Source organism: Paenibacillus chitinolyticus NBRC 15660 (genome assembly GCF_000739915.1).
GTDB lineage: Bacteria > Bacillota > Bacilli > Paenibacillales > NBRC-103111 > Paenibacillus_F > Paenibacillus_F chitinolyticus.
This window is the reverse complement of sequence record NZ_BBJT01000003.1, coordinates 471,215-483,566: the sequence shown is the minus strand read 5'-3', so window position 1 is coordinate 483,566 and position 12,352 is coordinate 471,215. Positions and strand designations below refer to the sequence as shown.

The following is a 12,352-nucleotide window of genomic DNA, read 5'->3' as shown; positions in this document are numbered from 1 at the left end:
GGATTTGAAAAGAACGCTTCTCCTGCTGGAGAAACGCTCTCTTTTGCCGATATAGAGGTCCGTTAAGGAGCCAAGTCGAGATGAAACCGTCAGGATTGTTTATCCCGGTCTGACGTTTCGATGCTTTTCTCCACATCGTCCACCATTTCTTTGGTCGACGTGCGGAATTCGCGCAGCGTATCCCCGAAAGCGCGTCCGAGCTGCGGCAGCTTGGAAGGGCCGAACAAAATGAGGGCCAACATCAAGATGATGAGCAGTCCCGATATGCCGATATTGTTGAGCATGGGAATGCCTCCTTTCCAGATTGATTTGGGTGTTCGAATCGGACTTAACTTGTTCCGGCGGACAGGTTCATCCTGCGGACGTAGCGGGCGGACAGAAGGATGCTGCATTCAAACAGCGCTATCAGCGGAATCGTGACGGCAATGTGGGAGAAGAAGTCGGGAGGCGAGATCGAAGCCCCTACGATTGCCAGTCCGATGTAGGTATATTTGCGCGTTTTACGCAAGTTTTCGGGCGTCAGCAGACCGAGCCTTGTAAGAAACAGCACGAGAAGCGGCAGTTCGAACGCGATCCCGAGCGGGAACACGACGTTGAAGACGAGACCGAAAAACCGGTCGATGCCGTAGGTCTCGGCGGCCCCGATGCTGCGGTTGATGGTCTGCATAAACCGGATCATCATCGGAAGCACGACCGTGTAGCCGAAAGCGGAGCCCGACAAGAAAAGCGCGAAGGAAGCGGGGACATAGATCAACGTTCCCTTGGCCTCCTGTTCGCTCAGGCCCGGCCTGACAAATGCCCACAGCTGGTACAAGAGCAGCGGCAGAGTGAGCAGGACGGCGAACAACACGGCGCATTTCATGTAGATGGCCAAGCCGTCCGGAAGGGCGAACACGTTCCAGTGAAACGAAAGCGCCGCCGGAGAATTTTTTACCGCGTTCAAAATAACGGGGGAGACGTAAAGCCCTCCGATCAGAGCCAGCAAAAACCAGGCCGCCACCAGAATGAGCCGTTTGCGCAGCTCCTCCAGGTGACCGATCATTTCGGATGGCCGGTCCATAAGCCGTCACCTCATTTCTATGCCCAGGGCCCTGACGGTTCAGACCAGCGGGCCGCTTTTTTTCAAATAAGTCAAAATTCCCTCGGCGGCGCGATAAGCCAGTGCCCCCAGTGTTCCGGTCGGGTTATACCCGCTGTTGTGAGGGAAAGCGGAAGCGCCGACGACAAACAGATTTTCGACATCCCACATCTGCATGTAGCTGTTGACGGCGGAGGTTGAAGGATCGGCCCCCATGATGACGCCTCCCGTGTTATGGGTAGACTGATAGGGCACGATGTTATAGGTGCTGATCGTGTTGGACGTCTCGACCTTGGTCGGTTTCATTTCCTTCATCACGGCCGTCGTTTTCTCGGAAAGGTATTTGACCATCTCCTTGTCCTGGTCTTCGAAATCGTAGGTCAGGCGAATCAGGGGAAGCCCGTAAATATCCTTGTAGGTCGGATCGAGATCCAGATAGTGATGCTGCCAAGGCATGTTGGCTCCCTGCGTGCTGACGTTCAGGAACCGGTTGGCGTATTTGATCGTGGTCTGCTTAAAATCTTTGCCCCACCTCGGGGTGCCTTGGGGCGCCGGGTTATGGGCGATCGGACGCAGTCCGGCCTGGGTAAAGCGGATGTTCGCCCCGTGCAGAAAATTAAGGGAGCCGTGGTCGAAGTTGTCGCCGTTAAAATCGTCGAAGCAGCTCCCCAGGGCACCCGCACCCGCGAAGATGCTGAACTCCTGGTCGTCGTAGAAGCCGGCTGCGCCCCCGCCCGTAATCTGATAGGCATAATTTTTGCCGATGACGCCCGTTCCGCTTTTCGGATCGTAAGGTTTGCCCAGATTGGACGTGAGCAGAAGCCGGACGTTGTTGAACACATAACTCGCCAGAATGACAAGGTCCGCAGGCTGCTCGAATTCTTCGCCGGTAGGCGTATTGACATACACGACGCCCGTCACTTTGCCCCCGGTGTGCAGAATTTTGGTGACGTTCGAATTGGTGCGGATTTCGAGATTGCCGGTTTTCTCGGCAACGGGAATAACGGTAACGACGGGATCGGCTTTCGCCCCGTACTCGCACCCGTACCGTTCGCAGAACGCGCAGTACTGGCAGGCCGCACGGGCGATTCCGTCGGGATTCGTGTAGTTCTCCGACAAGTTGGCGGACGGGATGGCATACGGGTGATAGCCGAGTTTCTTGGCGGCGTCCTCGAAAAGGACCATCCCCGGCGTCTTTTTCATCGGGCCGGTCGGAAAGGCGGCGGAACGCTTGCCTACCATTTCGTTTTGCTCTTTTTCGCCGGAGATCCCGGCCATTTTCTCGTACTTGTCGAAGTACGGTTCCAACTGATCGTAGGTGATGCCCCAGTCCTGCAGCGTCATGCCCTGCGGAATTTTATTTTTGCCGTAGCGTTCGATCGTTTTGGTGCGGATTTCGAAATCGTAGGGCAGAAAACGGTAGTTCTGACCGTTCCAGTGCACGCCGGCGCCGCCGACACCGTCTCCCATCAGGAAGGAACCGTAGGAACGCATCGGAAGGGCGCGTACTTTCTCGCTGCTGCGGTACGTCACCGTCTCCTTCGACAAGTCCTGCATCAGCTCGTAACGCTGGGAATAGCGGAGTTCGTCGTGGGCCATGTAATAGTCTTCGGTTTTGCGGCTTTTGCCGCGTTCCAGTCCGACGACTTTGTGCCCGGCTTTCGTTAACTCCGCGGCCAGAATACCGCCGGACCAGCCCATTCCGACGATCAGGATAGGTACTTTGGGAAGTTTGGTTGCCATTCTTCGTTGTTCCTCCTTGTCAGGAATGATTCGTGTGGTCGTGCAAGCTGAGCGGTTCCATGACGGTAAACTCTTTTTTGTCAATGATCGCCGTGTAACTCATCTGATCGCCGGGGTACTTACGCATCCTCCAGCCCGCCATGTTTTTGTTGCCGCCGTAAAGCGGGTCCGCATACGCGCCCTCGATGGTCAAACTGCGCAGCATTTCGAAAAAAGTCTGGCTCGGTACACCGTTCAACTGTATGTCTTTGCCGCTTTCGAAAGCTTTCAGCACTTCGTCCTGCTCGTTCCCGGCCAGGTCCGCAAACCCTTTCTGGTACTTTTGCTTGCTGTGGTCGTTCATGACCGTAAGGCCCATCACAAACAGCTCATGCCGCTTATAGCTTGCCTGATAGCCCTGAGTCGCCTCGGCTTTATAAAAGGGACCCATCATATAATCGCGGGCGTTCATCCCCCACTGGCCGGCAAGCTGATGGTCGATATAGTAAGCGGCACCAAGCTCCTTGGCTCCGGGGCCCAGTTCGTCTTTCGGAAAAATACGCTCTGTCGCGGCTTCCGTAATACGCAGCTGCTCTTGATTGAAAAACATGGGAGCCTGGTTGTAGTCCTTGGTGTTGCCTGCCTGCGCCTGCCCTTGACCCTGGGGGCTGCCCGGAGCGGCCGGTTTGTTCTTGGCCATGGAATTGCCGACGATACCGCCGACGACTCCTCCCGCCACAATTCCGCCGAGCGCTACGCCGGACAGTTTCAGAAACTTCCGCCGGGACTCGTCCCGGGGCTGCTTGGTCTGCTGATTTTCTGGCATGATGTTCCTCCTGTAAGGGAAGTGGGGTATTCGAGATAGGTGGTTATTCCAAGTATCACCTTTTTGCCGATATGTATGTAAGAAAAAAGAAAAAACGGAATCTATCGGAAGATTCCGTTTTCTAAAGCTGTTCCGTGTGCTTGTCTGAAGTACTCGTTGATTGCTTGAACGTGGGGACCGCGACGTTATTTCTTGGCGGCGAGCCATGCGGCCAGCGCCTGAATATCCGTATCGCTCAGGTTGCCCTTGAAAGCAGGCATTCCGCCTCTTCCGTTCAGAACAATGTTCTTGACGTCCGCCTCGCTGAGGCGGCTGCCCGCCTTTTGAAGGTTCGGGCCTACGCCGCCGCCCAAATCGGCACCATGACAGGCGATACACTGGGCCTTGAAAAGAGATTCGGCCTGGGCCGTCTGGCTTCCGCTGCCTGCGCCTTCGGGCGCGTTGCCGCCTGCGGCGGCTCCGGGGGAAGCGGTCGGCGATGCCGCGGGCGGTGCCGTTGAAGCCGGAGTCGTCGGCTGAGGCGTAGGCGCGGTTTGCTTTTGGCCGCAGGCCGCCAGCGAAGCGGTTACGAGCAGGATGCCGACCAAGGCTGTCATCCGTTTGTTCATGCAAATCACCTCCGTTCGATTACATTCAGTAAAAGTTTCCGACTATAGTTTGGCGTCCGTGTCCCGGAGATATTCTCGCTGGCGCATTACGGTTTCGAAGGCTTTTGCAATCCGTTGGGTTTTATGGCGAAAAAACGACAAATTTCTTTTCTTCGCCCCACGTATCTGCTAAACTATTTCTTAACTTGTGCGCTTTTTTACGTTAAAGGGCGCGTTCTAGCAGGAGGTTCGTGGAAAGGGTAGGGTGGACGATGAAACCTAGTTTGAAGGAACAATTACAGAAAAAAATTCTCATTCTGGACGGTGCCATGGGCACGATGATCCAGCAGGAAGATTTGTCGGCCGAAGATTTCGGAGGAGAAGAACTCGACGGCTGTAATGAAATGCTCGTTCTTACACGTCCGGATGTCATTCAGCGCATCCATGAGAAATATTTCGAAGCCGGTTCGGATATCGTTGAAACCAATACCTTCGGGGCAACGAGCGTCGTACTGGCCGAATACGATATACCGGAGAAGGCGCGTGAGATTAACCTTGCCGCAGCCAAACTGGCCGTCGAAGCCGCCCGGAAATATTCAACTCCAGAATGGCCGCGTTATGTCGCCGGCGCACTCGGGCCGACGACGAAGACGCTTTCGGTAACCGGAGGCGTTACGTTCGAGGAGCTTGAAGAGAGCTACTACGAGCAGACGATCGCCTTGATCGAGTCGGGCGTCGATGCCATTCTGCTGGAGACTTCCCAGGATACGCTCAACGTAAAAGCGGGCGGGATCGCGATCCAACGGGCTTTTAAGACGACGGGCATCGAATTGCCGATTATGATTTCCGGCACGATCGAACCGATGGGTACGACGCTGGCCGGGCAAAATATCGAATCCTTCTATATTTCCCTGGAGCATCTCAATCCGATTTCGGTCGGACTGAACTGCGCGACGGGACCCGAATTCATGCGGGATCATATCCGGACCTTGTCCGGGCTTGCTGGCACTTATATTTCGTGTTATCCGAATGCAGGGCTTCCCGACGAGAACGGACATTATCATGAGTCGCCCGAATCCCTGGCCAAGAAAATGGCCGCATTTGCCGAGCAGGGCTGGCTGAACATCGCGGGCGGCTGCTGCGGCACGACTCCCGCTCATATCCGCGCGCTGGCCGAAACGCTGAGCGCTTACAAACCGCGTACCGAACTGGGTACGCACCCGTCGGCCGTATCCGGTATCGAGACGGTATACATCGAGCCGGAGAACCGCCCCTACATGGTCGGCGAGCGGACGAACGTACTCGGTTCCCGGAAGTTCAAACGCCTGATTGCCGAAGGCAAGTATGAAGAGGCTTCCGAGATCGCTCGTGCCCAGGTTAAGGGCGGGGCCCACGTCATCGACGTCTGTCTGCAGGACCCGGACCGCAACGAAACGGAAGACATGACCAAGTTCCTGGAGCTTGTCGTCAAAAAAATCAAAGTTCCGCTCATGATCGACTCGACGGATACGCGTGTTATTGAGCTGGGACTGAAGCATTCGCAGGGGAAAGCGATCATCAACTCCATTAACCTCGAGGACGGGGAAGAGAAGTTCGAGAAGGTACTTCCGCTTATTCACCGTTACGGAGCCGCGGCGGTAGTCGGCACGATCGACGAGCGCGGCCAGGCGATTACGCGCGAAGATAAGCTGGAAGTCGCACAGCGTTCGCACGATCTGCTCGTCCACAAGTACGGGATGAATGCCGAAGATATCATTTTCGATCCGCTTGTATTCCCGGTCGGCACCGGGGACCAGCAGTATATCGGTTCCGCCAAGGAAACGATCGAAGGCATCCGTCTCATTAAAGAAGCGATGCCCGCAACCAAAACCATTCTCGGTCTCAGCAACGTTTCGTTCGGTCTTCCCGAAGCCGGACGCGAGGTGCTGAATGCCGTTTATTTGTACCACTGCACGAAAGCGGGTCTCGATTACGCGATTGTGAACACGGAGAAGCTGGAGCGGTACGCGTCCATCCCCGAAGAGGAAAGAACGCTTGCCGAGAAGCTCATTTACGAGACGAACGACGAGACTCTGGCCGAATTCGTGGCTCATTTCCGGGTAAAGAAGGTTGAGAAGAAGGAAAAGATATCAACTCTTACGCTCGAAGAGCGGCTGGCCTCTTACGTGGTTGAGGGAACGAAGGAAGGGCTTCTTCCCGATCTGGAGCAGGCGCTTCAAAAATATTCGCCGCTGGAAGTGATCAACGGTCCTCTGATGAAAGGGATGGCGGAAGTCGGACGCCTGTTCAACAACAACGAGCTGATCGTAGCGGAAGTGCTTCAAAGCGCCGAAGTTATGAAGGCGTCCGTCGCTTATCTGGAGCAGTTCATGGAGAAGAACGAGACTGCGGTGAAAGGAAAAATTATTCTGGCCACCGTAAAAGGCGACGTCCACGATATCGGCAAAAACCTTGTGGAGATTATATTATCCAACAACGGCTACCAAATCGTGAACCTGGGCATCAAGGTTCCGCCGGAACAACTGATCGAGGCTTTCCGCAAAGAAAAACCGGACGCGATCGGGCTGTCGGGTCTGCTCGTGAAGTCCGCGCAGCAGATGATCGTCACGGCGCAGGATTTGCGCAACGCCGGAATCGACGTTCCGATCATGGTGGGCGGCGCCGCTCTGACGCGGAAATTCACCAAGACGCGCATCTCGCCGGAGTATGACGGCCTCGTGCTGTACGCCAAAGACGCGATGGACGGTCTGGACATCGCGAACAAGCTGAGCGACCCCGTGCAGCGGGAGCGTCTTATCCAGGAGCTTCGGGAATCGAAGGATTCCGATGTAATGGAAGCCGGCCGCAAGGAAGGGACCGAAATGCCGGTCCTTACGCGCGTGTTCTCGTCCACGGTCGACCGCACCCTGCCGGTGTCGGTACCGCCGGATCTGGATCGCCACGTCCTGCGGGATTACCCGATCGGCCATCTCATGCCGTACGTGAACATGCAGATGCTTCTCGGGCATCACCTGGGCCTGAAAGGCAAGGTCGACAAGCTGATCGCCGAACAGGACCCGAAAGCCATGCAGCTGAAGGACACCGTAGATACTATCCTGTACGAAGCGCAGAAGAACGGCATCATCCGTAGTCAGGGGATGTACCGGTTCTTCCCGGCCCAAGGGGACGGAAACGATGTCGTCGTGTACGATCCCGAAGACACGTCGAAGGTGATCAAACGCTTCACCTTCCCGCGCCAGGGAACCGAGCCGTTCCTGTGTCTGGCCGACTATCTGAAGCCGGTTGACAGCGGCGTCATGGATTATATCGGCTTCCTCGTCGTCACGGCGGGGCAGGGCGTAAGCGAACTGGCGCGCGAATGGCGCGAGCAGGGCGATTATCTGCGATCCCATGCGCTTCAGTCGACGGCTCTCGAGGTCGCGGAAGCTTTTGCGGAGCGCGTGCATCATATTATGCGCGACGTGTGGGGTATTCCGGATTCCGCGGAAATGACGATGCAGGAGCGCTTCGGGGCGAAGTACACCGGCCAGCGGTTCTCGTTCGGGTACCCGGCTTGTCCGAACCTGGAGGATCAGGAGCCGCTGTTCGAGCTGATGAAGCCGGAGGATATCGGGATCGAGCTGACCGAGGGCTGCATGATGGAGCCGGAAGCGTCCGTGTCGGCTATCGTGTTCGCCCATCCTCAGGCGAGATATTTTAACGTCGATAAAGTTTAGCGTTTCGTCTCGTCCGCAGATGAGTATGAATAAATAGGCGGCTGAAGTAAGGTTCGGCCGTCAGGCTGCGCAAAGCAGGACGGTTCTTCCGAGAGCCGTCTTTTTTGCCCTCTTCCGGAGGCGGAAGGATCGGGGCTGCGGAGGACTTTGCGGGAACATCCCGCGGGATGCGGAGCCGTTTGACTTCCGGAACGAATTTTTATAGCATGTTAAAAAGCAGGGAAAGTGACATCTGCAGAAACGAGGAACAGGGTCGTGGAATTGTATTTTCTCGGAACGGGAGCAGGCATGCCTGCCAGGCACCGTAATGTGACATCCATTGTGCTGAATTTGCTGCCGGAGCGGGGGAGCATCTGGTTTTTTGACTGCGGGGAAGGGACGCAGCATCAGATCTTGAGATCGCCGGTCAAGCTGAGCAAGTCAGAGAAGCTGTTCGTTACGCATCTTCACGGCGATCATATATTCGGCTTGCCGGGACTTCTGAGCAGCCGTTCTTATCAGGGCGGGGATACGCCTTTTACGATTTACGGACCCAAGGGCATTAAAGCGTATGTGGATATGTCCCTGCAGCTTAGCCAGGTTCATCTCGACTATGAGCTGGCTATCCGGGAAATCCCCTCCGAAGGCGGAGTCGTCTTCGAGGACGAGTCGTTCCGGGTCGAAGCCGCTCCGCTGGACCACCGGATCGAATGCTTCGGCTACCGCATCGTCGAGAAAGACCTTCCGGGCAAGCTCCAGCAGGAGAAGCTCCATGAGCTGGGCATTACCGCCGGACCGCTTTACGGCCGTCTGAAGCAGGGCCAGACGGTCAAGCTAGAGGACGGGCGAGAGCTGCACGGAAGCGATTTCGTCGGCCCTTCGATCAAGGGCCGGACGGTCACGATCCTCGGCGACACGAAGCCATGCGGCAATTCGGCGCTGCTGGCGGAAGGCGCCGACGTGCTGGTTCACGAGGCGACGTTCGGAGCCGAACGGGAAGATCTTGCCGGGGCGTACGACCATTCGACGACGGAACAGGCGGCGCGTACAGCCGCGGAAGGCGGCGTGGGCACGCTGATCATGACGCACATCTCCTCGCGTTATCAAGGGGAGGGAGCCGAGCGTCTTCTCGAGGAAGCGAGAGCGATTCACCCGGATTCGTGGCTGGCCGAGGACTTCTACAGCCACGCTGTCCCGCGCAGGCAGAGCTGAGTCGGGCTATTCACACCGGGCGGTCTTCGTCGATTACGCCGGATTCACCGCGCGGTGCGGGCTGGCGGGGGAGGTTCCGGCAGCGGTATGCGGAAATCGCTTGAGGACGGATACAGAAGTACACAAATGCATATAGAAAAAAGTCCCGGCTGAAATCCAGCCGGGACTTTTTTCTATTACAGCCGCTCAAGAGCCGCCGTGTGCTTCCGCTCCACCGGTGAATCCGGAATCACTCGGTCGTTTCGAATTTGGCTTCATCCTGCAGTTCGCTTTTGAAGCCGCGGACGCTTTGACGGCGGCGTTCGTTTTTGGCTTCCAGCGTTGCTTGTTCCGTTGCGGAAATTTCGTCCGCATGCTCGTCCAGATATTCCTGAGACTCTTGAAGACGGGCTTCCGTGTTCCGGATGCTGTTTCTCAGGTGAACGGCGTTATCCCCTCGGTTATCTTTTTTGGCCATCGGTATCCCTCCTTTCCATCTCCTACGATTCGCTTTTGGCGCACGCCGTATTCATAAAATCTTCATCTACTGCTAACGCTCCAATGATGCAGGCTTGCTAGGCTGATCCCAGGGGAGTCGGGAATGCCCCGAAGGAAAAGCAGTCAAGGGGGGGAATTAGCATGGATACGGGTAGTCATCTGCTTTTCGGAATCACGTTGGCCGGATTGGCGACACTGCAGCCGGAGGTCGCGCACGATCCGCTTCTTCTGCAAGCGGTGCTGGCCGCAACCGTAGCGGGCTCGCATGCGCCGGATCTGGATACGATCGCGCGTCTGAAAGGGTACGCCGTCTATCTCAGGCACCACCGGGGAATCACGCATTCGCTGCCTGCCCTGCTGGTCTGGCCGGCTTTGCTGAGCGCCCTGGCCGCAGCGGTTTTCGGCACGTGGGACCATTACGCTCTCCTCTACGGCTGGGCGGCCATAGCCGTTATACTCCACGTCGGACTGGATTTGCTGAACGCATACGGCGTGCAGTGTTTAAGACCCTTTTCCTCCCGCTGGCTCCATCTCGATATTCTTCCTCTTACCGATCCTTTTCTTTTGGCGCTTCACGGAGGCGGGGCTCTCTTGTGGGTGGCCGGAGCCGCAAATCCGGAGATGTGGATGGCTGCCGTATATGGGGCCAGCTTTACTTACGTAATGGCGCGATGGCTTCATAAGCGCATCCTTCTCCGCAGGTTGACCGGTTATGCGAAAGACTTGCTCGGAGCAGCCGGCCCGCTGCAGCTGGTTCCGGGGTTGACTTGGAGAAGCTGGCAGTTTGCGGCAGAAACGGAACACAGTTTTCACAGCGGAACGGTGCGCGGGTCGAGAATCGTTCTGAAAGATACCTACGTCAAGGACCGGACTCATCCGGTTGTCGAGGCGGCGATGGCTGCCGAAGGTGTCCGGGCATTTCTGGATTTTGCGCAGAGTAGTCATGTAAGCTGGGATTCGCATGGGGAAGGCTATGTGGTGAAATGGCGCGAAGTGAGATTTTGGCACGAGCACAAACTGCCGTTCGGCATTGACGTGACGCTGGATAGGGAGATGAAAGTTCTGTCCGAACAATTGGGATGGACAAAAAAAGCCTGGGAGCCTCCCTATGTATAAAGAGAGGACCCTAGGCTTCCCGGCCCGGCCTATACCGGTTCGGATTATTCGAAAGAGTTCCCGAATCGCCCCGCAAACAAAGTCTCTTTGAGCTCGCGCCTTCCCGACGGCTGCTCGCGCTGCAGATGCTGGTCGGAGAGCGACTGCGCATCTCCGTGATACCCGATGGCGATGACGGCATGAATATCGTAATCGTCCGGCACTCCAAGCAGCCGGCGGGCACTCTCCCGGTCGAATCCGGCCATGGCATGGGAGATCAGTCCCTGACGCACTGCTTCCAGGGCCAGATAGCTCCAGGATGCCCCTGCATCAAACGCGTGAGAACCGTTCACCCCTCCAGCGGGCGACGGCGTATGGGAGAGAATGAGGGCAAGCACGGGCGCCTTCAGGCACCAGGTTTTGTTGGAAGCTGAAATAAATTCGGCGAACATCCCCTTCTCTTCCTCCGTACGCGCGACAATGTAACGCCAAGGCTGAAGATTGCTGGCGGAGGGAGCCCAGCGGGCCGCCTCGAACAGGCTCATCAAAATTTCATTCGAAATTTCCTTTTCGAGAAAGGCCCTCGACGACCAGCGGTTAAGAAAAATCGGATTGATATCATAAGCGGCATGACGCTCATTTTGTACGTCGAAACGATGTTCCGGCATGACCATTCCTCCTGTCTTTTTCTGACACGAAATCAAAAAACGGTTCACCTTTTTATTTGGACGCAAACGGCGAATCCTAAACAAACCGGCGTATGATAAAGGAAAAAACAGGGCATGCTAGTACAGCTTCTTTTTAACAAAATGGGGGTGCTGAACATGAACTTTACAAGCCAGGATATCATTGTGATTGAAAGAGCGCTTCAGCTTGCCATCCGCAGCGAGACGAAGGAGACGAAAGCCGAGGAATACCGCGAGGTGCTTCATAAGCTCCAGCTTAGTTCCATGCAGGCTCTGCAGGAACAGAGCGCCGTCACAACCGCCGTTCAGGATGGCATCCGCTATGATTATGACGATTCGTCGGATCTCGTGTAAGCATCACGGAACGGATAGCTGCGGGATACGGCTTCTGCCGCCGGCATACCGCTGGGCGCGGCCGTCGGTGTCCCTTTTCCGGGATGTGTGGTTCCGCCCGCATCATAAAGGCCTTGAATCCGGCGGTCCGCGATGGATGGCCGGAAGAAGGCCGGTTTCAGTCCGTGGGACCGGGACATCGGCCCTATAGTACTCCATACATGGAACCGCCCGTTCAACTAGGCAATGTCTCCCGGGTGGAATATCCGTTCCACTCCCGTGTTCACGACAAGCCTGCCGGGGTTCCGTGTAGGACGAGTGCATACCTGCAGCGCCGGATTGAGGGGCCAAACCTCGCCCTTGCGTGGCGTAATCATCGTTATTCGATACGACAAACTGAGCCGGACCGAAGCTGACGGGAGTTATTTCTCCCTGCACTTTTCCGCGCCGTATAGAGATATGCCCAACCGGAATGGACGTCCTCATGTCCACTCCTTTTTTGCGTGCCAGCCTTTCCAGCGCTTCGATGAAAATAAGGATGTTCACCCGTTCTGCTTCTCCAATCATTTCGACGGCAGGATGACAAGGCGATGGGCAGGGACGCTCTCGCCCTCGCATCCGGCGCCAGTGCTTCGCATAAC

The 12,352-nt window shown here is 56.4% G+C and carries 12 protein-coding genes; 4 read left to right on the top strand and 8 right to left on the bottom strand.

Going from position 1 to position 12,352, the window contains the following annotated elements; genetic code table 11:
• Positions 1-89: 89 nt before the first annotated feature.
• The 5 genes from tatA to PCH01S_RS07400 form a co-directional block, all read right to left on the bottom strand.
• Positions 90-284 carry a twin-arginine translocase TatA/TatE family subunit gene (gene tatA / locus PCH01S_RS07420; RefSeq protein WP_042228109.1) on the bottom strand — a complete coding sequence of 65 codons (195 nt, stop codon included), beginning with the start codon at positions 282-284 and terminating at the stop codon, positions 90-92.
• Positions 285-328: 44 nt separating this feature from the next.
• Complete coding sequence (gene tatC, locus PCH01S_RS07415; RefSeq protein WP_042228108.1) at positions 329-1,060, bottom strand: twin-arginine translocase subunit TatC; 732 nt, start codon at positions 1,058-1,060, stop codon at positions 329-331.
• 39 nt (positions 1,061-1,099) lie between these two features.
• Positions 1,100-2,821, bottom strand: a complete 1,722-nt coding sequence (locus PCH01S_RS07410) for a GMC family oxidoreductase (protein WP_042228107.1) — start codon at positions 2,819-2,821, stop codon at positions 1,100-1,102.
• Between the two features lie 19 nt (positions 2,822-2,840).
• Positions 2,841-3,626, bottom strand: a complete 786-nt coding sequence (locus PCH01S_RS07405) for a gluconate 2-dehydrogenase subunit 3 family protein (protein WP_042228105.1) — start codon at positions 3,624-3,626, stop codon at positions 2,841-2,843.
• Positions 3,627-3,811: 185 nt separating this feature from the next.
• Entirely contained in the window at positions 3,812-4,234 is a 423-nt protein-coding gene (locus tag PCH01S_RS07400; RefSeq protein WP_042228104.1) for a c-type cytochrome, read from the bottom strand.
• A gap of 251 nt (positions 4,235-4,485) precedes the next feature.
• Here PCH01S_RS07400 and metH point away from each other — a divergent pair, with 251 nt between their 5' ends.
• Both metH and rnz read left to right on the top strand, forming a co-directional pair.
• Positions 4,486-7,929 (top strand): methionine synthase, encoded by a 3,444-nt coding sequence (gene metH, locus PCH01S_RS07395; RefSeq protein ID WP_042228102.1) that lies wholly within the window; start codon positions 4,486-4,488, stop codon positions 7,927-7,929.
• Positions 7,930-8,184: 255 nt separating this feature from the next.
• Positions 8,185-9,120 carry a ribonuclease Z gene (gene rnz, locus PCH01S_RS07390; RefSeq protein ID WP_042228101.1) on the top strand — a complete coding sequence of 312 codons (936 nt, stop codon included), beginning with the start codon at positions 8,185-8,187 and terminating at the stop codon, positions 9,118-9,120.
• A 229-nt stretch (positions 9,121-9,349) separates the two neighbouring features.
• Here the strand turns inward: rnz and PCH01S_RS07385 are convergent, their stop codons facing one another.
• Entirely contained in the window at positions 9,350-9,577 is a 228-nt protein-coding gene (locus PCH01S_RS07385; protein WP_042228099.1) for a spore protein, read from the bottom strand.
• A gap of 161 nt (positions 9,578-9,738) precedes the next feature.
• On the opposite strand from PCH01S_RS07385, the gene PCH01S_RS07380 reads away from it, so the two are divergent.
• Positions 9,739-10,713 carry a metal-dependent hydrolase gene (locus tag PCH01S_RS07380; protein WP_042228097.1) on the top strand — a complete coding sequence of 325 codons (975 nt, stop codon included), beginning with the start codon at positions 9,739-9,741 and terminating at the stop codon, positions 10,711-10,713.
• A 44-nt stretch (positions 10,714-10,757) separates the two neighbouring features.
• On the opposite strand, the gene PCH01S_RS07375 is transcribed toward PCH01S_RS07380, so the two are convergent.
• The gene (locus PCH01S_RS07375; RefSeq protein WP_042228095.1) at positions 10,758-11,360 is read right to left on the bottom strand and encodes a nitroreductase family protein; all 603 of its coding nucleotides are present in this window, start codon (positions 11,358-11,360) and stop codon (positions 10,758-10,760) included.
• A gap of 114 nt (positions 11,361-11,474) precedes the next feature.
• On the opposite strand from PCH01S_RS07375, the gene PCH01S_RS07370 reads away from it, so the two are divergent.
• Complete coding sequence (locus PCH01S_RS07370) at positions 11,475-11,732, top strand: hypothetical protein (RefSeq protein WP_042228093.1); 258 nt, start codon at positions 11,475-11,477, stop codon at positions 11,730-11,732.
• On the opposite strand, the gene PCH01S_RS07365 is transcribed toward PCH01S_RS07370, so the two are convergent.
• Complete coding sequence (locus PCH01S_RS07365; protein ID WP_042228091.1) at positions 11,705-11,911, bottom strand: hypothetical protein; 207 nt, start codon at positions 11,909-11,911, stop codon at positions 11,705-11,707. The genes PCH01S_RS07370 and PCH01S_RS07365 overlap by 28 nt on opposite strands.
• Positions 11,912-12,352: the final 441 nt, after the last annotated feature.